This is a genomic window from Paenibacillus sp. J22P165 (assembly GCF_059692015.1).
In genome coordinates, this window is record NZ_JCAUAP010000004.1 from 175,520 (window position 1) to 197,121 (window position 21,602).

Below are 21,602 nucleotides of genomic sequence, written 5' to 3' on the forward strand. Positions count from 1 at the left end.
GTTTAGCTGCAGACTTCTCCTTTGATGAAACGTTAGGGACTTGTGTAATCCTATGTTAGTTCGAACCATGATTAAGCTTTCGATAATCAGAAGGGGACATGGTAAGCCGCTCTTTAAATACGCGCGAAAAGGTGGAGTATGATGTAAATCCGACCTCAAAACAAACAGAGGTTACGGGGATATTGCTAGAAATTAGCAAACTGCAAGCGTGCGATATGCGTATTTTTTCTAGAAAATTGTGAAAGTTGTCGCCAATTATTGATTTAAACGATGTGCTAATATGAGGGACGCTTAAATAAAAGCGCTCAGCCAACGATTCCAGTTTAATGTCTTCCCGGAAATGTTGATAGACAAAGAGAATAATTTCCCACATTTTCCCCTTTCTATGTTTAGGGGTTCTTTGTGTTGGTGTGTCTTGGTGTGTAAAGCATCTGCGTTCTAATAAGATGAAAGCTTCGGTTAGTTTCGTTTTGAACATGAGTTGGCTTAAAGGTTGATGACTAAGTATTTCCTGATGCATGCTCTCGAAAATAGGAAGAAGCTGTTTGGAAAGTTCATCCTCCAGCTGGTAGGAAGGCTCACCTTCTGTGCCTGCACGAAGCAGTAAATCGCTAAAAGCGGCTGTAGACTCATCAGAACCATAGATAGCTTGCAGTCCAATGGCTCCAACATATAAATGCAGTTCTTGACCTCGCGATATTCGGATTTGATGCACTTGATGCGGAAGCAACAGCGTGAAGGTACCAGGTTGAATGGGACGTTCGATCCCATTAATAATTTCTATGCCACTGCCGTAAAAGGCGTAGGTATATTCAAGAAAATTATGCGTATGTGGAGGGATATCGGCGGTTAGTTTATGAATTTTAAATGTATAGGGAAAGGCTTCGTGCAGTTCTTGGTCTCCAGGCAGGTTAAAAGGAATCACGGAAGGAATCACGCCCTTTAAAGAAATTCAGTTACTGCTATCATAATCTAAAATCTTAAAAAATGAGATACTTTCCATAATATTGATAAGAAGTGATGGCGAAGAGTGATTACAATGAAGAAAACATATGCAAGAGGAAGGTTGGTATGAAAATGGATGTTTTGCACTATGTAAATCCCTTGCAGGGGACAGCTTCTACCTTTCGTTTCTCCAATGGGAATACGCTTCCGCTAGTTGCACGACCTTTCGGAATGGCGGCATGGAGTCCTCAAACCGATGAAGGAGGCGGCGGCTGGTTTTTCCATCCCACTCATCGTCATTTGGAAGGGATTCGACTGACGCATCAGCCAAGCCCATGGATCGGGGACTATGGACATTTAACGATCATGCCGCAAACCGGTCCACTTGCCCTGACGGCTGCCAAGCGATCGTCCTCTTTTCGAAGGGAAGAGATGACGGTTAGACCCGATTATTTCAGTGTAAGGCTCCAACGCTACAACACGTTATTCGAACTGAGCCCAACAGAACGTTGTGCAAGCATGCGAATAACGTTTGAGGACCCGCAAGAGGCGAGGGTACTTGTGGCGCCATTTTCGGGAGAGTCATCCATCACCATCGACCCTAACGGTCGCAGGTTAACGGGATATACGCGTGCGAATTCGGGTGGTGTTCCTGAGAATTTGGCGATGTATTATGTGATTGAATTTGACTGTGATTTGGATGTGCAGGCGAGTGGTACTTGGGATCAGGATGGTAAGGCATCCATACACTTACATGAAGTAGGTAATCGTACAGGTGCATTTATTGGACTGAATATCCCAGATTCAGGAGAGGTTAATCTTCGGATCGGCACTTCCTTTATAAGTTTGGAGCAAGCGATAAGCAGCCTTTCACAGGAAATTGGTTCAAAGTCATTCGATTTGGTGCGTGAGGAGGCAGCCCAAGCGTGGGAAGAAACGCTGAATCGCATACAAGTGGAAGATCCAGATGAAGATAAATTAAGCACGTTTTATACCTGCTTATACCGAGTTTGCTTATTTCCTAGGATGTGGCATGAGTTTACTGATAAGGGGGATAAGGTGCATTACAGTCCCTATAACGGTCAAATCGTTCAGGGACCGATGTACTGTGATAATGGATTTTGGGATACGTATCGTACCTCTTATCCTTTGTTCAGTCTGTTATGTCCATCTCGGTTGGGGGAAATCTTAGAATCTTACGTGAACGCCTATAAGGAAGGCGGTTGGATGCCGAAGTGGTCTTCACCTGGCGAACGAAGTGCAATGCCAGGAACGTTAATTGATGCAGTCTTTGCAGATGCTACGATCAAAGGGATAGCAGGGTATGACGTGCAGTCGGCTTATGAAGGCTTGCTGAAGCATGCCTGTCAGGCGGCGGAAGATGCTCATTTTGGCAGGAAAGGCGTTCGTGCCTACCAAGAATATGGGTATTTGCCAGCAGATCAGTTTCACGAGAGTGTGAGCAATACATTGGATTATGTATATGGCGATTTTTGTATTGCGCAGCTGGCGAAAAGTCTTGGAAAAGATGAGGACTACACGCTTCTAATGAATAGGGCAAGGAATTATGCCCAATTATTGGACCCTTCCGTAGGTTTTATGAGAGGGAGAAACGCAGATGGCAGTTGGGTGGAACCCTTCGACCCATTTGAATGGGGTGGTGCTTATTGTGAAGGCGGCGCTTGGCAGTGCAGTTGGGCTGTTCAACATGATATCGCTGGATTAGCCGAGTCAATGGGAGGAAAAGACGTTTTCTTGGCTCAGATAGAGGCGTTAATGACGACTCCGCCCTTGTTTAAAGTAGGCAGCTATGGTTTTGAAATCCATGAAATGTCGGAAATGTCCTCGATTAACTTCGGTCAATTTGCGATCAGCAATCAACCCAGCTTTCATATCCCTTACCTTTTTGCAGCGGCAGGCTCGCCTGCTGGCACGCAATTCTGGGTTAGAAAAACGGCAGAAGAGCTGTTTAGTTCTGCACCTGATGGCTTACCCGGTGATGAAGACAACGGGAGTTTGTGCGCTTGGTACATTTTTGCCTGCATGGGGATGTATCCGTTATGTCCCGGTGTGCCTGAGTATGTAATTGGGAGTCCGATGTTTGAGCGAATGACACTTCACTTGGAGAACGGTAAACAGATTGTGATAGAAGCTGATCATATTGCGCAAAGTCACCGTTATGTAGAACGTGTGCATGTCAACCATCAACCGCATCAGCCTTTATTTTTTTCACATGATCAACTTATGAATGGTGCTGTCATCCAGTTTGCCATGTCGGACACACCGACGAATACACAGGTAGAGAATAAGCATTTGCCTTACTCAATGTCACTCGAAGTACAACCAGAAGGGAAATGAAACATGACAATACAACGTGAGGCAATAGTGAAACCAGGTTTCTTTGCAACGGCTGCTGCAGCGGATAGCCGCAGAGGAGAATTTGATTTAGGTAACGAGGTCTTGATCGCGCACAAAGTACCTGTTGATTTTGTATTTATTGGCGATTCAATTACGCATATGTGGGAGCTGAATGCTTATTTTGGACGTGGCGGTCGTTTTATTGTAAACCGAGGAATTGGTGGAGATATTAGCAGCCATGTGTTAAGAAGATTTGAAGCCGATGTCATTCAATTGAAACCGAAGGTTGTGGTGATTAAAATTGGCGTGAACAATTTCTGGGCGTTGGATGGTGCGATAATCGAGCATAAGAGAACTGCGGAGCAAATCATACCAGCACTTGTTCATGATATTCAGGACATGGTAGTAAAGGCGAAAGCACACGGGATTATCCCAGTGATCTGTTCTATTCTGCCAACGAATATGCCACAATCGGGAAATAATGCGCTGCGAAACGGGAGTATTTGCCGTGTAAACGAGCAACTTCAAAAAGTAGCCACTAAACACGAAGTTATTTATGTCGATTACCATTCACAAATGATCAGAGAAGAAGGCAACGAGTTGCGCGATGGGCTTGCAGACGATGGACTTCACCCGCATGTACTTGGCTATAACATTATGGCAGATGTTTTACGTGAAGAATTAGGACGTAAAGGCATAGAAATCTAAGTATACAAGATGCATTAACTCTGGGGCGGTCCCGCTCTCGAATCGCATTTAGATGTAAAAACTACAGCTAATGTGCTCGGTCCATGATGAAAAAGAGGCGTTTCAATAAGTCTACATAGACTTTTGAGATAGCCTCTTTCTCATTTTCCATTAATGAAAGTTCATGATCTTTAGAAGTGATCATATCCAATAGCTAGCTGTGGGTGGAATAATGATGGGGAAACGAACCCGTTTCTATTCTAAGGAAAGATGGTGGTGGAGTAATGCTGGCAAGACAAAGTGGATTGAAGGTGTTCTTATTAGTGATGACGGTTGTAATCTTTGCGTTTGTAGGACTGTTCAGTGCTACACAGGTGCATGCGACAGATGATGATTATGATACGATGCGGATCAGGTGGAAGAATTATTTGACAGGAGGAGCCTCGTTAGACACATCAGATCCGGATATAGCGTCTAAGCTGAACAGTATAAGTCAAACCAGCTGGAGTACGATGCAAATTAATCCTAATCAGAATTACTTGTGGAGCGATTTGAACAGTTTGGTCGATTCCTCCCATATTACAGGGAGCTACCTTCGAATAAAGGGAATGGCGCTAGCGTACAGCACGATTGGTTCCAGTTTATACGGAAATCAGGATCTAAAGGCTGACATAATTGATGCGATGGATTGGATGTATACCAATCGATATAATGAAACGAAATCAGCTTATGGGAATTGGTGGGACTGGGAGATAGGTACACCGCTACATATTAATGATATTGTTGTACTCATGTATGATGATCTCATCAGTACACCGTTAAAAATAACCAACTACATGCAAGGGATTGAGAAGTTCTCCCCTGATCCGAACAAAGTGAACAACGCGCAATATGTGCCTACAGGGGCAAATTTAGTTTGGAAATGCCAAGTGGTTGCTTTGCGAGGTGTGATTCTAAAATCCGCGACGAAGCTGACGTCAGCAAGGGATGCATTAAATCCGGTATTTGATTATGTGACATCGGGGGATGGCTTCTATAAGGATGGATCTTTTATCCAACATAATGTTTACGCTTACACGGGAAGCTATGGTGTAAGTTTGCTGCAAGAGCTAACGAATTTGCTGCTTTTACTGAATAGTTCTCCATGGCAACCTACCTATGCAGGTGGAGCAAATGTTTACAAATGGATCTATGACTCGTATGAACCGCTTATCTATAACGGTGCCATGATGGATATGACGAGAGGGAGAGCCATCTCCAGAAATTATGAGCAAGATCATGTTGTTGGCCATAATGTAATAGCTTCGATCATCCGCTTAGCTCAGAGTGCCCCTACAGCTGATGCACAGCGAATGAAAGCGATGGTGAAAGCGTGGATTGGTGCGGATACCCAATTTAATTTCTACAAGGATGCTAACTTAAGTACGACGGTCCTGGCCAAGGCGATCATGAATGATAACAGCATTGTGCCTAGAGGAGAAAAGGTGCAAACCAAGGTCTATGCTGGCATGGATCAGGTGGTTCATCTGCGTCCAGGGTTTGGATTCGGTGTCAGTATGTCATCGCATCGCATTGGCACATATGAAGCGACCAATGGTGAGAATTTGAAAGGCTGGTACACAGGTGCTGGCATGACGTATCTCTATAACAAGGATCCGCTTCAGTTTACCGACTACTGGCCGACTGTAAATAAGTACCGACTCCCGGGAACGACAGTGGATACGATGCCAAGAGCGGATGAGGAAGGCGCAGGGTATCTGAGTCCCAAAACATGGGCAGGGGGGACAGAATTACTAGGTCAATTTGCAACAGCCGGTATGGACTTGAAAGGATATGGAAGCACGTTAAAAGCCAAGAAATCCTGGTTTATGTTTGACGATGAAGTGGTGGCGCTTGGGACAGGAATAACAAGCACCGACAACCGCACCATCGAGACAACCGTTGAAAATAGAATGCTCACGAAGACACAGGTTACACAAGGCATCGATCAGGCTTCACCACCATCCACACCTATTGGAAGCGAACCCTTGCGTCATAAAGTTTATGTGGTGACAGATAGTGTGAACGATGGCAATGTGCCGGAAAATACGTTTGACAATAACTTTGGTTCGAGATGGTCCTCCAGTGGCGATGGCCAATGGATTCAATATGATCTTGGTAAAATACAATCCATTGGATATATAGGGATAAGCTTTATGCTTCAATCCGCAAGAACGACGAATTATGAAGTCTTGGTTTCCGAGGATGGTCAGGCGTGGGCTCAAGTCTTCAACGGAACTTCTAGCATCGTGAGCGATACACAGTTACAAATCGTTGATTTTCCGGATACCCAAGGCAGATATGTTAAAATTATCGGTCATCAAAACTCAACAGGGCCGTGGAACAGTATCACGGAAGTGCAAATCTATGCGCCATGTACAGCGGGCAATCTTCTTATCCTTCCTACTGTTGCGGCATTGAATGTGAATGGGGTGACGAGTAGCGTAGGTTCAAGCGATGTTCCACAAGTGAATGACAATGATATTCGTACGTTCTGGTCGGCGACTGGAGATGGTCAGTGGCTGCAAGTTGACTTAGGCAGCCCTACAGCAGTAGGACACGTAGGGATCAGCTTCGAGCAAGGTACGGAGAAGCATTATGCCTTTGAGATCCAAACATCTGTGGATGGCACGACATGGACACCTAGTTACAGCGGCCAAAACACAATACTATCATCGGAGATTACAGCCTATGATATCGTGGATACAACAGCCAGATATATCAAATTCATTTTCCATGGAAATGACGTAGATCTGTCCAATCATGTCTCCGAAATTCAAATGTATGCCCCAGATGCTTCAGGGTCTGTGTTGGATCCTCTGCATGCGACGAAAAAAGTCAAAGGGGATGAGCAGCTCGTTGTGAATGGCGTAACGAAACCTGCTGGATTAGGATGGACAGAAACGATGAGTAATGTGTCTTATGCGTATCTGGAAGGAACTGGCGGTTACTACTTCCCGCAACCTACTTCCTTGAAAGGGTCGAGAAATGTCTCGCAAGGCAGCTGGTCACAGCTCAATAAAGGCGGCCCTACGACCGTATTAAGTAAAAATTATCTAACACTCTGGTTAGATCATGGAACGAATCCGTTCTATCAGAATTACGCCTACGTGTTACTGCCAAATAAAACAGCTGCGGAAACTGCGAGTTACAGCTCGAACCCTAATATTGAAATCCTGGTTAACAATACGAACGTGCAAGCAGTGAAGGAGAAAACACAGGGAATCCTGGGGGCTAATTTTTGGTCACCAAGTACTTTCAGTTATCTGACGGCATCGAATCCTTCCTCCATCATGTTAAAGGATCAAGGCAGTGTCCTAGATATCGCTGTTTCAGACCCTACACACTTGCAAGCGAAGGTTACCTACGAAATTCATAAAGCTGGGCTATCTGTGATTGAAAAAGACCCAAGTATAACCGTCCTACAGTTGAGTCCTACCATAAAGTTCGAAGTAAATACCCAAGCTAAAGATGGCAAATCGCACAAAATAAAACTACAAGTTAACACGTCCGTTACGACGCCTTTGCCAACACCAACAGCACCTCCAACGCATACCGTTGATCCAGTTCCAGATACCATTGTGGATGTGTTGGATGACTTTACGCAAACCTTTGCACACAGTGCAAATTTAAGTTTTGATCGCGGGCAAGCCGAAGCATTTAATGGTGATACCTCACGGTTAATTAGAACCAAAAACACGAATGAATATATCATTTACAAAGCATTGCCGAATAAAGATATCACTGAATTTGCAGCAAAGGCATGGTTCTGGGCGAATGAAGCTATAACTGACTTTGCGTTTTACAGCTCGCCGGATAATGTCACTTATACAGCTTTCGCTCCAGCTAAAGTAGTTGGCGCAAATGGCTGGAAAGAAGTGAATTACAGCGGGTTGCTGCCGACGGGAACGCAGTATCTTAAAATTGTTTACATGCACAATACGAGCAATGTATGGAACCCGCAGCTTGCTGAAGTCACATTGACGAGTAAATTGCCTCCTCCTACGAGCATTACGGTCGTTGACAATGTGTACGACTATACCCAGATGTTTGCACGAAGCGCAAACTTTAGTATCAGCGGATCTAATCCTCAAGCATTTGGCGATGATGCTACGCGATTAGTCAGACTTACGAACAGCGACGAGTATGTCGTGTATAAAGCGGTAACGGACATGGAACTGCGGAATTTTAGCGCGGATACGTGGTTCTGGCCTTACGAGACCTCCACAGATTTTGAGTTTGCCGTATCTCCAGATAATGTGACTTATACGGTTTATACGCCGGCTAAAGCAACCGTCACAGGTACCTGGAATAAAGTGACCTACAGCGGTACCTTGCCTAGAGGGACGCAGTATTTGAAAATCATTTATAAACAGCACTCAGCAAATGCTTGGAATGCTCAGATTGGTAAAGTAACTCTGACGAGTAAAGTGCCGACGCCTACAAGTGCTACAGTTACTGATGATGTGTATAATTTCAGCAAGATGTACGATCATTCCAGTCATTTGTATTTTGACACCTCAAATGCCGTCGCATTTGGAGGAGATGGTTCCCGGTTAGCACGAAATACGAATACAGACGAATCTATTGTCTATAAGGCTGCACCCGAGATGGATATGAAATCCTACGCGATCGATACGTGGTTCTGGACCTATGAGCCATCGGCGGATTTTGAATTGTATAGTTCACCTGATAATGTGACCTATACGCTGATTTCTCCTGTGAAAACCGATTTGTTGGTTAGATGGCTGAAGAGAACCTACAGCGGGAACTTACCGACAGGAACGAAGTATTTAAAAATTGTTTACAAACAGCATACGGCCAACGTGTGGAATCCACAGATTGGCAAGGTCGAGTTTTTCAGTGAAGTGAATGATTAACGAAAGTTCATGATCTTAAATCTCGATCATTTCATTCCTTTTGGTCGGATGCCATAATAAAAGTGTAAGATAGTTAGTTTACAAGGGGGCATACAAATAACATGAAGCGTAAGTTCACATCAAAAAAAGCAGTAGTAAGCATCTTACTTAGTATGAGCGTTTTGGCAGGTTGTAGCAGCGCAGCGGATAGTCCAGCAACTTCACCTGCTGCAAGTCCAGCAGCGACGAAGAGCGTGGCGGCTGTCGCGAAAGAGAATGATCGAACGAAGTTTGATCCGCCTGTTACGATCACGGCAGCGATTGCCCTAAAACCGTCCGATAAGCTTCGCAATGGCGACACGCCTGAGAATAATCCAATCTCCCGTTGGTTCAAAGACACGCTGGGAATTGTAACAAAATATCAATGGGTGGTCACGGATGCGAGTGCGCTGGAAACGAAAGTTCGTTTAGCATTAACAAGCGGCGAAGCATTGCCTGATGTGCTCACTGCCTCTGGTACCGTGTTTGAAGATCTTGTTGCCTCCAAGAAAATTCAATCCATTGATGAGGCCTTTGAGAAGTATGCAACGCCAAGGGTGAAAGAATCCTATCAGAAAAATCCGGAAGTGTGGAATTTGGTCAAACGAAACGGAAAACTGTATGGGTTGCCTACCCTGTCCAATGGGATTGTAGGTAACACCGTGATGTGGATTCGAGAGGATTGGCTCAAGAAGCTCAACCTCAAAGCACCAACGAATGTGCAAGAATATGAAGCTGTCATGGATGCGTTTACAAACAAGGATCCTGATGGCAATGGGAAAAAAGATACGTATGGCATGGCCTTTGGGGCAAACACCGGCTACCATAAACCAACGATGAACTTCATGTCGGATGCTTCGTTTATTTTTGGTCAAGATCAGCCTTACCAATGGTTGCAAGGGACAGATGGCAAACTGCAATACGGCTCAACGAAGCCAAGTGTGAAGGATGCTTTAGGCAAATTACAAGAATGGTTTAGTAAGGGGTATATCAGTCCTGACTTCGGTACGCAAGACGCAGCGAAAGCCATGGCAGACTTTACTTCAGGTAAAGCTGGAATTGCTTTTGCACCAGGATGGGCTGGCGGCTGGCCAGTAGGGACGGCAGTAAATGAAGCCAAAACCAAAAATCTAGCCTTAGATTTCAAACCATATCCGATTCCTGCAGGAATCAAAGGTGAGGTGGGAAGGCAGGCATCACCGCCGTCTTATGGGAATTATGTTTTCCGTGAAGGATTTAAGAATATGGAAGCCATCTTTAAATATTGGGATACGATGTACGGTTGCTCGGTTGAGGATGCGCAGTGTCCATTTGCAAACGGTAAGGGAGAAGGCTATGACTATGTGATAAAAGATGGAAAGCCGGATTGGAAGAACATTCCCGAAGGTACATTGAGCTTAAATGCCTATCTGCTGATGTCACCAGGATCCGGAACAGCTCCAACGAATGTCATGTCTGGACCTAACATTTACCAACGTGTCGCAGCAGGGAAGAAAGACAATATTTTTGAGCAGAAACTAGCTGCCGAGAATGGCCAATTAACGATTGACGGCTTTGCAGTTGCGTTTCAACAGTTAAATAAAGATGTGCAGAGTGGATTCTTTGGGGCGAACACGCCAACGATGAAAGAAAAATGGGAACAGCTCATTGCCCTGGAGGAGCAAACCTTCCTGCAAATCATTTACGGTAAACAAAAAACGGACTATTTTGATACCTTTGTGAAGCAATGGAATGATCAAGGCGGGGCACAAATTACGAAAGAAGTGAATGAGTATACAGCTAGCCTGAAGTAATTGTTCCACGATGTGATAAGAAATGCGGAGTGCTGGTGTAACTTGGGTTCTCCGCATTTTCTTTTTATAGAGAAGTCCTAACGATCGATAGGAGACGAATCGGATGAAATCGGAAACGATACAATACGCTTTGCAAGAGAGGGCAATTCCCCTTAAAAACAGAAAAGGCTTCTTCAATCTAAGACAAACGTGGCCACTACATGTGTTCCTATTGCCTTCCGTTGTGTTATTGCTCATTTTCAGCTATACGCCGATGGTCGGGTTCGCAATTGGCTTCCAAGACTTCAAACCATGGTTAGGACTTTTTGGTTCACCTTTTGTAGGATGGAAGCATTTTAAATTTATGTTTCATGATCCAACGGCTTTGCAAGTCATTTGGAATACGCTGATCATTGCGGTTCTCAAAATTATTGCAGGCTCCTTAGCACCTTTCATTTTCGCCTTACTACTGAATGAAGTTCGTGCCGTCATCTTTAAGCGAGTTATTCAATCGCTGGTTTACTTGCCTCATTTTATCTCCTGGGTCATTCTCGGTGGCATCCTTACGGATCTGCTGTCTACGAATGGGATGATTAATCAACTTCTCGTCGGGATAGGCTTGGATAAGATCTTCTTTCTGGGAAGTGGAAACTGGTATCGCTTTACCCTTGTCGTCAGTGATGTTTGGAAGGATTTTGGATTCGGTACGATCATCTACTTAGCTGCTATGGCAGGCATTAACCCGAATATGTATGAAGCTGCAGATATTGACGGTGCAAATAATTGGCAGAAAACGATTCACATTACCATTCCAGCAGTGATTCCTATAGCCATTGTTATTGTTACTTTATCGTTAGGCAACATTCTGAATGCTGGATTTGATCAGGTATTTAATACTTATAATCCGCTTGTATATCCGAAAGGCGATATTATTGACACCTATGTTTACCGGATTGGTCTACAGCAAGGGTCATACAGTTTTGCAACTGCAGTTGGATTTTTTAAGTCCATCATTGGATTTATTCTCATTGCTACGACTTACAAATTAGCATCTAAATATGCAAATTACAGGATTTTCTGAGGGGATATAGCCATGATTAAATTATCGTTCTCCACGAAAATGTTTCAATTCTCGAATTATATTTTCCTATCACTTGCCGCTTTTCTCTGTATTCTCCCCATGGTGCATGTCTTGGCTGTATCGTTTAGTTCAGATTATGCGACGACAGCTTACTTAGTTAAATTTTGGCCTGTCGGCTTTAATTTCACGGCATATGAGAAGGCGTTGAACAGTAACAACTTTCTGATTGCATTCAAAGTCAGTGTGTTTAGGACGGTACTTGGAACGGCACTTACGATGTTTTTAACAATGCTCGCAGCGTATTCGATGTCCAAAGAAGATCAGATTTTCAGAGGAAGAACGCTGTATGCTTGGTTCTTTGTCTTTACGATGCTCTTCCACGGCGGACTCATTCCAACATATCTGGTGGTACAGAAAATAGGGCTAACTAATTCCCTTCTAGCACTAATCTTGCCTTCGGCTGTCAATGTCTTCAACGTCGTCCTAATGATGAATTTTTTCCGAGGAATACCAAAGGAATTGCAAGAAGCAGCGATGATGGATGGAGCAGGACATTTCCGAATTCTATTCACGATATTCATGCCAATTTCTTTACCATCTATTGCCACATTGTCCTTATTTACGATGGTTTTTCATTGGAATGCTTGGTTTGACGGTATGATTTATATGAACAAAGCAGAGCTTTTTCCATTAGCTACCTTTTTACAAGCTTTAATTGCTAGCTTTGATTTTACGAAAATTGGTCTTAATCCAGAGGATTTGAATAAATTATCGGAGCGTTCTTTAAAATCAGCACTGATCTTTATCGGTACAGTCCCGATCTTGCTTGTGTATCCTTTTCTGCAAAAGTACTTCGTACAGGGGATGACATTGGGGTCGGTAAAAGAATAAATCAAAGTGAAATGGCTGTTAGGGCAATCCTAGGAGCTGTTTTCACTGTATGATTTTTACAACCATAAGCTTTCAATTGGTATAATAGAGCAAACGGAAGATAGGGAGCACCGGCTAATGAATCTAATCAAGAGAGTAATCCTTCTTATCGTGATGAGTTTAATCGTCATTCTTGCCCTTTACGCCTATTCCTATAAACAGAGTGTACATGTCATTGAAAATCAAATTAATACACGGAATGAAGAGAAGCTATCGTACTTTCTCAACCGAATTGAAAGCTTATTGGATCAGAACATGATCTACGCCACGCTCGTCACCAAAGATCCAGAAATTAAAAAAGTCGCCTACGGCGAATTGCCCCCTGCCAGTTATGATCGCGTAAGTGTGGTTCAATCGATTGAAAGCAAGCTCAACCTATTTAGTATGACCAATCAAATTATGAACATTATTACGCTCTATTTTCCGAAAATTGACCTTGCTTTGTCTACGGTACCTTCAACAGGACTGAATCAAGTGGAGATCTTAAAGGATTACACAGCCAATTGGAAATTAACGAAAGTCGATATAAGTGGTGTCAAAACGGATGCGTTTTCACGGTTTTTCATATCGCCGTATCAGGCAGAAGCAACGGATATCATGAAATCAGATTTCATTATACGTGTTGATTTTTTCACGAAAAATATTGCGAATTTACTGGATGAGTTTAAAATCGCCGGCAACGGTGACGCCTTTTTCTATGGCAGTTTCGATCAAATTGTGTATAACAGTACGGCGAATATGACGCTCATTCAACAGTTGATGCAGAAGTCTCCCTTTCAGGATGGAAAAGGGTTGAAGAAGAGTTCAACGGTCGTCGAGTTGAGCGGAAAGAAATATATTCTCTATGTGCTTCCATCTGAGAAGTTAAACTGGAGCTTGGTGGATATTGAGCCCCTGGAGGAAATTCTCAACCCGGTGAATCATAGTCGCAATTTATTTTATCTCATTCTGTTTTTGTTGTTATTACTCGGTATGGTGGCTGCTTATTTCTTGTATTTTTATATCCAGGTACCGATTCGCATCTTAATCCGCAGCTCGGAGCATATCAAAAACAAAAATTTCTCGTATCGCATCCAAAGCTTGCGGAAGGATGAATTTAAACAATTGTTTGATTCATTTAACGATATGGCGAAGGAAATAGATGAACTGATTAAACGCGTGTACGTAGAAGAGATTCGCTCTAGAGAAGCCGTGATGAAGCAGCTTCAATCGCAAATTAATCCTCATTTTCTGTATAATTGCCTAGCGTATATCGTAAATATGGCAAAAATGAACAAGCCTCAGTCGGTTATTGCGATGGCTCATAATTTGGGAGATTACTATAAATATACGACCCGGAATGAGACGTTGGAGACCACGCTCGGCACTGAGCTGGAGCTGGCTGTTAATTATATGAATATTATGAATCAGCAACTGGATAAATTTCGGTATATTGTTTCCGTCCCAGAGACGATGAAAGCGATGAAAATTCCCAAACTAATCATTCAACCTATCATTGAAAATGCGATCGTACACGGACTCGAGGAAATTTCGATGAACGGTCTTATCACCATTGTTGGTCTTGATGACGGTCCGCTCTACCGGCTGATTATTGAGGATAACGGGCCAGGCTTGTCGGCCGAAGCTTTGACTAAGTTAAGGCTTAAGACGGAAGATGAGCACAATGATTCCCCGCAAAAAGGGGTTTGGAATGTCTATCACCGTTTCCACTATTATTTTGGACAGCGGTCCCGAATGCGTTTGGATAATTCGGCGTTAGGCGGATTGCGGATTGAGTTGATCTGGGAGAAAGCAGCAGGGGAGTGAGCTCAAAGATGTTTTCATTACTGATTGTAGATGATCATAAGCATCAAGTTGATACGTTAGCAGTTACATTACCCTGGGAAGAGCTAGGGATAACCATGATTCATAAAGCCTATGAAGGCCAAGGGGCGCTGGCTATTCTGGAGACATATCCCATTGATATTGTCATCACAGATATTCGTATGCCTGGCATGAGTGGTCTGGAGTTATTAGAACGCATTAACGAGTCCAACCGGAAGATTGATGCCATTCTGTTGACAGGGTATGCCGAATTCGAGTATGCGAAGAAGGCGATCGAGCTGCATGCGCTGGAGTACCTGATTAAACCTGTGCGCGATCAATTGCTCATCGACGCTGTAAGCCGCATCATCAGCAAGCGTCAGAATGAGTTACAACATTCGCAAGCTTTTGAACAGGCTAATGCTATCCTGCATCAAAATTTACCACTCCTAAAAGAGAATTTATTGCATGATCTTTTGCAAGGCGCAAAAATCTCTTCTAAGCAACTGACAGAGAAAGTGGAGATGTATCAAATTCCATTTGCCTGTGGCGATGAGATTCGATTCATGGTGATTCAATTCGATCCTCATTTCTATGAATCTTATAATCTCTCAGATATGCATTTATTAGAGTATGCGGTTTCGAATATAGCAGAGGAATTGCTCCAAAGTCATTTCAGTCTGTGGACAAGGAGAGCACCGCAAGAAAATATTACCCTGATGCTCAAGCCGATACATGCCGAAGGTGCTGCTTGGCACGAGGAAGGGCTGCTGTCGATTGCCAACCTGTTGTTGGAGCAGGTAAATCGGTATCTCAAAGGCAAGGTAGCGATCTACCTCTCTACACCGGCTCAATTTCCTGATGAAGTCCAGGCTTGCTATACTTCGGTTATCTCTTCGGCTATGAGTTCTTCAGAGCGACACGGAGTTTTTATCTTAAGTAGGCAAAATGTCATTAGCCGCGGAGTGGAACCTTTGCGAATCTTGTATCAAGCCCCGATGCTGATTCAACTGATGGATAGCAACAATCTCGATAAGTTAAATGAGAAATTGCATGCCATTTTTCAAGAATTAGAGCAGAAACAAGCGGATTCCCGCGCTCATCTGCGAGAAGCCTACTTGCATGTGTTGAGCTGCTTTACCTTTTTGGCCCATAAGAAAGGCAAAGTCTTGGAAGATATTATCGGAATTGGCTCCGTTCATAAAGAACACAGTGTGATTCATTCCGCGAAGCAATTGAAAGCATGGTGTAGCCTCATTCTGGAAGCGCTCATAGAGGAAGATTCGCCCGTTGATGATGAGAATCATCTCCAGCTCGTCAATAAAATTCATGCGTATATTGAGCAAAATCTATCCAAGGATGTTACCTTGCAATCGATTAGTGAACATGTCTATTTACATGCCGTCTACTTATCGAAAATATACAAAGAGATTACCGGCTTAAATTTGAGCGAATACATTTTGCATGCACGGATGGAGGAAGCGAAGAGACTGCTTGAAAAGACCTCCTTTAAAATATATGAGATTACAGAAAAAGTCGGATACCAAAGCCCACAGCATTTTATTCGGCGATTTAAACATTATTACGGTGTGACGCCGGACAGCTTTCGGAAGCAATAACAAGCGCGAGGGGAGTGTCACATGGACAACACATGGGTAGAGAAGGCTTGGGAACGGGTTGTTGATAAAATTGAAAAAACAAGTCACATCTTGGGTGCATCGTTTCCGAATGGAACCGAGAATGGCCGTTACGTCACTTCGCCAGCCCATGATTGGGTAGCAGGTTTTTGGCCGGGAATACTCTGGTTGGTTTATGGTGAAACGAACAATGAACGGTTAAAAGCGTTGGCTGTAGACTGCGAAAAGCAAATTAGTCAAACCTTATGGGAATATGAGCATTTACATCATGACGTGGGTTTTATGTTCGGTCTAAGTAGTATGAAGCAGTATGAGTTTTTGGCTGATGAGGATGCAAAACGACACGCCTTGATGGCGGCCAATCTGCTTGCAGGAAGATTTAATCCTGTGGGTTCCTTCATTCGCGCATGGCCAAATTGGGGTGGCGAAGATCACAGCGGCTGGGCAATTATCGATTGTTTGATGAATTTGCCTCTGTTATATTGGGCTTCGGAAACGATTGCCGATCCACGTTATCGTCATATGGCAGAGCTACATGCCGATATGGTGCTCAATCATTTTATGCAAGAAGATGGATCGGTCCATCATATTGTGGCTTTCGATCCTGAGACAGGTGCGCGTGTGGGAGCGCTGGCGGGTCAAGGCTATGCCGCAGATTCTGCCTGGTCAAGAGGAGCGGCTTGGGCACTTTATGGATTTGCACTGAGCTATCAATATACAGGCAAAGAGACATATTTAGCTGTTGCAAAGCGTGTAGCGCACTTCTTCCTGGACCATTTGCCGGAGGATAAGGTACCTTATTGGGATTTCCGTCTGCCTGAGCAGCAGACCCAAGATGCGCCACGCGATTCATCAGCTGCTGCTATTGCGGCTTCTGGACTTCTGGAAATAGCCTCTCTCATGAATGAAGATGACGGATTATTGTATCAGCAAGCAGCAGAGGAGATCCTCTTTGAGCTAACACATAACTATGCGGATTGGCAGGGAGAGTCCGAGGGAGTTATTCTGCATGCGACGGGATATTTCATGCAAGATATATTTGTAGATACTTCGCTGATCTATGGGGATTATTATTTTATTGAGGCGCTATTGAAGTTGAAGAAGGTAAAGTTGTAGGGGGAAAGGCTGCCGTTTCGTTACGGCAGCCTTTCAATGGTTGAGGATACGATCCGATTGATCCAATTATCTGAGGATATTCGCTGCTTATAAAATGCCGAGGCGCTTCAAGGCATCCAACGTGACCATCTTGGCGGTCGTCCCACTGCTGTCTACATTGGTGGCGAAAACCCAGTCGGTTTTTCCACGCTCGACATAACCTACATACCAACCGAGTCCCATGTCGGACAGCCGAGTCCCCGTTTTGCCATGTACCGTATAGTCGTCTTGGTCGTTATCGATCATGATACGCTTGACGGTCTTCATCGTCTGCTCCTGAAAGGGGAGCGTCTCTTCTACCAGATCTTCCATAAAGCCGACCTGCTCCTCTGCCGAGATTCTCAGCGAGCTGTTCAGCCAAAAGGCATCGATCCCTCCGCTAATATCCATATTGCCATAATGTATACGATCGACATAACTCTTCATCCGCTCGTCGCCGATGTCCCGGGCCATTGCTTGGTAATACCAGATTGCGGATGCCCGCATAGCCGAAGCCAGAGAATGGTCTCGGTTCCAAACTTCGAATGGCCTGACGACGCCGTCCCACCTCTTCACATCGTATTCATCCTGAACCGCAGCCACTTCGAGACCGATGAGCGCATTCGGTACCTTAAATGACGACTCTGGTGTGAACCGCTGCTGACTACGTTCGGGATTGCAGACGAAGGTACGGTCTGTCTTCAGGTTTTTAATGACGATGGTGCCTTGCACATCATGGAACAGCTCTTGGCAAGGGAGCTTTGACTCTTTCGGTGCAGCATGTGCAGGAAGTGCGGCAATGGCCGCGCTACCGGCGAAAAGTAAGGTGGCGAGTGCCAGGCCGACTTTGTTTTTGTTTTTCCAAGTAAGCAAAATTGAATTCCTCCTTCGGCTTCTTCATAATGGAATATCAGAGAGGCTCGTGTCGACAACACTGAGTATAGAGCAATATACGGCTGGGCTGCACCGACGTTTGCGGTGATTGTACCCATACAGTTAGTTGGGAGGCGTACAAATGGAGATGCTGTATGAAGCGATTGTGGAACAGTTTTTGCACGAGATGAAAGCCGGGAAAAGACTGCCGGGAGACAGGCTGCCGTCGATCCGAGAAGGGGCAGATACGTTCGGCTGCAGTCGAAATACAGTAATTCGGGCGTACAGAGAGCTCGAGCAAAGTCACCGGATCTATGCCGTGCCACAGAGCGGCTATTATGTCGCGCATCGCCACCAAGGTGGGGAGGAGACAAAAAGCTCAGCGGGATCGCAGGGGATTATCGATTTTGAATGGGCGGGGCCTGACCGAAGCGCCATGCCGTACAGGGATTTTCAGCACTGTATGAATGAAGCTATCGAGAGATATCGCGAAGACATGTTCACGTATTCAGAGGGGCAGGGTCTCGCATCGCTGCGATTCCAGCTAGGTCGGCATCTAAGGGATCTGCAAGTATTCACTGTTCCAGAGCGTATTTATGTGGTGACAGGCTCGCAGCAAGCGCTGAATGTGCTGGTGGGGCTTCCTTTTCCGAACGGCAAGAGGGACATCGTTGTGGAACAGCCCGTACATCCTGGTATGATGGAATCGCTGCGGGGATACGATGGCGAAGTGCACGGCATCTCGTACGGGGAAGGCGGTATGGATTTGGAGCGGTTGGAGACGTTGTTTCGGGAAGGGGACATCAAGTTCTTTTACACCGTTTCGCGATTTCACAACCCAACGGGGTACAGCCACACGAACGAAGCCCGCAAACGTATGGTTGAGCTGGCTCAGAGGTATGATGTGTATATTATCGAGGATGATTACATGGGGGACTTGGATGGAGATTCGAGGAACGATCCGATGTTCGCTTACGATCCGTCCGGACGGGTTATCTATGTAAAAAGCTTTTCCAAAGTCATGCTTCCCGGATTGCGTCTCGGGCTGGCTGTCTTACCCGATGGACTGCGGGAGGTTTTCTTGCAGGCGAAAGCCGCAGCTGACGTGCATTCACCCCTGCTGACGCAAGGGGCTCTGGAGGTGTACCTCGAGAGCGGCATGTTCGCCGCCCACATTGGTCGGATGCGAGAGATTTACCGCCGCAAAGCGGTGCTGCTGCAAGAAGCCTACGGCAAATATTTGCCACAGGGAACTGCTTACAGCTGTTCAACCTCTGGCTTCTACAGCACGATCGGACTGCCGGCACCTCTCCGAGCACAGGCTGCGGCCGACTATCTGGTGGAGCACGGGGTCCGGGTTGATCCTGCCCAGCGGATGTACCTGCCGGAGTTTCGACAGGAGGGTGTCCTCCGGTTGAGCGTCTCACAAGTGGAGGACAGACTTATCGAGCCCGGCATTCGAGCCATCGGTGACGGAATTCAAGAGCTGCTTCGACAGCGGTCGGAAGTCAGGTTTGTGTCTGGGTATTCTTCCTAGCTGCCACTACGTGTTTAGATGTATAAACTACAGCTAATTTATCCGAATTTGACCTGTTTACACGATTAGATGGAAAAACTACAGCTAATTAGCATGAAGTTTGAAGATATGAGCAAATTGAAGGGAATTAACTACAGGAAATACAGTTAACCTTTTGAATTCTAGGAGTCCTCTTCAAATAGATGGAGAATATCCAGTTAAATTGCGGGATGCAAAGGAAGCAGGTTCAAGCAGGTTCATGACTCAAAGGTCATGAACGAAAAAGAGGCTGTTTCCAAAAAGTCTAGATCAACTTTTTTGAGACAGCCTCATATCCTCATTCACTTATGATTCAGAAAGAGTAACGATTGGCAGTATAACTTCAACCATAGTGCCTTTCCCAACTTCACTTTCGAAACGCATAGTCCCCTTATGATTCTGGATGATCCTCATGGAAACCATTAAGCCTAATCCTGTTCCTGTTTCTTTCGTAGTAAAAAAAGGACTTCCAATCTTATTTATTTCATGTTGTGGGATTCCATACCCGGAGTCTTGAATGCGAATGTGTATGTCACCGTTGATTTGCTTGGCTTGGATGACCACTTCCCCGCCTTTAGGCATGGATTCAATCGCATTTTTTAGAACATTGACAAAAACCTGATTGATACTGCGTTGACACCGAATTAAAGATAATTCGGCATCAAACTCTTTCTTTATTTGAACGTTAAAAAGGTTGGCTTGTCCTTCAAATAATGTGATGACGTGAATTAATTCATGGACTACGTTCCTTAACTCATAGGCCTCATTGGAAGGTTTAGCTAACACTAAAAGCTCACTGACAATTTCATTGATTCGATCAATTTCGGATAACATGACTTCATTACGTAATTTGTTTGTACCGTCAATATCCTCTTTGACATACAATTGCATAAATCCTCGTAAACTAGTCAATGGATTTCTAATTTCATGGGCAATGCCAGCTGCAAGTTCGCCAACTAAGGAAAGTTTCTCAGATCTACGGATTAATTCTTCAGATTGCATCCGTTCTGTAATGTCACGACCCATACTGATAACGTGTTGAATCTCGCCTGCCGTATTTCTTATTCTTTTAGAGTGTGCTTCTTGCCAAATATACTGACCGTTTTTATGCCGAACACGATAAACAAATATTCGGCTATCAGAGTTCGTATAATAACCGTGCTTTGCCCAGTCTGAGTTCAAATCGTCTGGATGCCAATAATCATAGGCCGATGTTCCTATGAGCTCATCTGGCTCATATCCGAGCTGATTACGAACAGCTGGGGAGACATATGAGATGATTCCGTCTGGCGTTAAACGCAAAATAACGTCCTGTGAATGGTCGGAAATAATCGTGTGCAGTTCTTCAATCTTTTTAAACTCTTCTTCATTATTTTTTTGTTTTGTAATATCAACAATTTGAGAGATGGATATGCCACTACCAGTGAGTCCCTGCTGGTTCCTTACTAAAGTAACATTTAGTAGCCCCCACATAATGGCACCAGATTTATGTATATATCTTTTTTCTAATTGATAACCTTCAATTTCACCTTGCACCACTTTATTCCACAATGCCAGATCTGCTTGTAAATCTTCAGGATGTGTGACAGCTGGGACACCGAGATCTACTAATTCACTTTCGCTATATCCTAACATTTTGCAAAAAGAGGGATTTACCTTAAAAAGGCTTCCATCTAAAGATATAAATGCCACTCCAATTGGAGATTTTTCAAATGAACGTAAGAGAAGACTATGGTCGTTGAAATAAGATAACATCCGATTCTCCCTTTAACGAAGCTACATAATTAACCTGACAAGGGCATTATAACAGTAAATTTAATTCAATTGAATATATGTTATTAAAAAAGTAATAAACCTTGAACATCTGCCTATCCTGCAGATTCGTTCAAG

Annotated in this window: 13 protein-coding genes; 10 read left to right on the forward strand and 3 right to left on the reverse strand. The window is 44.4% G+C overall.

The genetic code is table 11. From position 1 onward, the window contains the following. Nucleotides 1–55: 55 nt before the first annotated feature. Entirely contained in the window at nucleotides 56–925 is an 870-nt protein-coding gene (locus AC58QM_RS11245) for an AraC family transcriptional regulator (RefSeq protein ID WP_497283899.1), read from the reverse strand. A 95-nt stretch (nucleotides 926–1,020) separates the two neighbouring features. Here AC58QM_RS11245 and AC58QM_RS11250 point away from each other — a divergent pair, with 95 nt between their 5' ends. The 9 genes from AC58QM_RS11250 (at nucleotide 1,021) to AC58QM_RS11290 (ending at nucleotide 17,266) form a co-directional block, all read left to right on the forward strand. After that, entirely contained in the window at nucleotides 1,021–3,303 is a 2,283-nt protein-coding gene (locus AC58QM_RS11250) for a GH92 family glycosyl hydrolase (protein ID WP_497283901.1), read from the forward strand. Nucleotides 3,304–3,306: 3 nt separating this feature from the next. Then, nucleotides 3,307–4,011: a GDSL-type esterase/lipase family protein gene (locus tag AC58QM_RS11255; RefSeq protein ID WP_497283902.1), complete on the forward strand. Its 705-nt coding sequence runs from the start codon at nucleotides 3,307–3,309 to the stop codon at nucleotides 4,009–4,011. A gap of 263 nt (nucleotides 4,012–4,274) precedes the next feature. Then, nucleotides 4,275–8,909 (forward strand): polysaccharide lyase family 8 super-sandwich domain-containing protein, encoded by a 4,635-nt coding sequence (locus tag AC58QM_RS11260; protein ID WP_497283904.1) that lies wholly within the window; start codon nucleotides 4,275–4,277, stop codon nucleotides 8,907–8,909. 101 nt (nucleotides 8,910–9,010) lie between these two features. Then, entirely contained in the window at nucleotides 9,011–10,720 is a 1,710-nt protein-coding gene (locus tag AC58QM_RS11265; RefSeq protein WP_497283905.1) for an extracellular solute-binding protein, read from the forward strand. Nucleotides 10,721–10,823: 103 nt separating this feature from the next. Then, nucleotides 10,824–11,780, forward strand: a complete 957-nt coding sequence (locus AC58QM_RS11270; protein WP_497283907.1) for an ABC transporter permease — start codon at nucleotides 10,824–10,826, stop codon at nucleotides 11,778–11,780. A 12-nt stretch (nucleotides 11,781–11,792) separates the two neighbouring features. Further along, nucleotides 11,793–12,671 (forward strand): carbohydrate ABC transporter permease, encoded by an 879-nt coding sequence (locus tag AC58QM_RS11275; RefSeq protein WP_497283908.1) that lies wholly within the window; start codon nucleotides 11,793–11,795, stop codon nucleotides 12,669–12,671. Nucleotides 12,672–12,788: 117 nt separating this feature from the next. After that, a complete protein-coding gene (locus AC58QM_RS11280; RefSeq protein ID WP_497283910.1) occupies nucleotides 12,789–14,516 on the forward strand; it encodes a sensor histidine kinase in 1,728 nt (575 codons plus the stop codon). An 8-nt stretch (nucleotides 14,517–14,524) separates the two neighbouring features. Then, nucleotides 14,525–16,132, forward strand: a complete 1,608-nt coding sequence (locus tag AC58QM_RS11285) for a response regulator (RefSeq protein ID WP_497283912.1) — start codon at nucleotides 14,525–14,527, stop codon at nucleotides 16,130–16,132. Nucleotides 16,133–16,153: 21 nt separating this feature from the next. Next, entirely contained in the window at nucleotides 16,154–17,266 is a 1,113-nt protein-coding gene (locus AC58QM_RS11290; protein ID WP_497283914.1) for a glycoside hydrolase family 88 protein, read from the forward strand. Nucleotides 17,267–17,353: 87 nt separating this feature from the next. Here the strand turns inward: AC58QM_RS11290 and blaOXA are convergent, their stop codons facing one another. Continuing rightward, complete coding sequence (blaOXA, locus tag AC58QM_RS11295) at nucleotides 17,354–18,157, reverse strand: class D beta-lactamase (protein ID WP_497283916.1); 804 nt, start codon at nucleotides 18,155–18,157, stop codon at nucleotides 17,354–17,356. A 148-nt stretch (nucleotides 18,158–18,305) separates the two neighbouring features. Here blaOXA and AC58QM_RS11300 point away from each other — a divergent pair, with 148 nt between their 5' ends. Continuing rightward, nucleotides 18,306–19,694 carry an aminotransferase-like domain-containing protein gene (locus AC58QM_RS11300; RefSeq protein ID WP_497284459.1) on the forward strand — a complete coding sequence of 463 codons (1,389 nt, stop codon included), beginning with the start codon at nucleotides 18,306–18,308 and terminating at the stop codon, nucleotides 19,692–19,694. A gap of 324 nt (nucleotides 19,695–20,018) precedes the next feature. Here the strand turns inward: AC58QM_RS11300 and AC58QM_RS11305 are convergent, their stop codons facing one another. After that, a complete protein-coding gene (locus AC58QM_RS11305; RefSeq protein WP_497283918.1) occupies nucleotides 20,019–21,467 on the reverse strand; it encodes a PAS domain S-box protein in 1,449 nt (482 codons plus the stop codon). Nucleotides 21,468–21,602 lie beyond the last annotated feature (135 nt).

Bases quoted from the DNA above. Each gene is read 5' to 3' on its own strand.
- AC58QM_RS11250 (WP_497283901.1), top strand. From the start codon at position 1,021: ATGGCGAAGAGTGATTACAATGAAGAAAACATATGCAAGAGGAAGGTT.
- AC58QM_RS11255 (WP_497283902.1), top strand. From the start codon at position 3,307: ATGACAATACAACGTGAGGCAATAGTGAAACCAGGTTTCTTTGCAACG.
- AC58QM_RS11260 (WP_497283904.1), top strand. From the start codon at position 4,275: ATGCTGGCAAGACAAAGTGGATTGAAGGTGTTCTTATTAGTGATGACG.
- AC58QM_RS11265 (WP_497283905.1), top strand. From the start codon at position 9,011: ATGAAGCGTAAGTTCACATCAAAAAAAGCAGTAGTAAGCATCTTACTT.
- AC58QM_RS11270 (WP_497283907.1), top strand. From the start codon at position 10,824: ATGAAATCGGAAACGATACAATACGCTTTGCAAGAGAGGGCAATTCCC.
- AC58QM_RS11275 (WP_497283908.1), top strand. From the start codon at position 11,793: ATGATTAAATTATCGTTCTCCACGAAAATGTTTCAATTCTCGAATTAT.
- AC58QM_RS11280 (WP_497283910.1), top strand. From the start codon at position 12,789: ATGAATCTAATCAAGAGAGTAATCCTTCTTATCGTGATGAGTTTAATC.
- AC58QM_RS11285 (WP_497283912.1), top strand. From the start codon at position 14,525: ATGTTTTCATTACTGATTGTAGATGATCATAAGCATCAAGTTGATACG.
- AC58QM_RS11290 (WP_497283914.1), top strand. From the start codon at position 16,154: ATGGACAACACATGGGTAGAGAAGGCTTGGGAACGGGTTGTTGATAAA.
- AC58QM_RS11300 (WP_497284459.1), top strand. From the start codon at position 18,306: ATGCTGTATGAAGCGATTGTGGAACAGTTTTTGCACGAGATGAAAGCC.
- AC58QM_RS11305 (WP_497283918.1), bottom strand. From the start codon at position 21,467: ATGTTATCTTATTTCAACGACCATAGTCTTCTCTTACGTTCATTTGAA.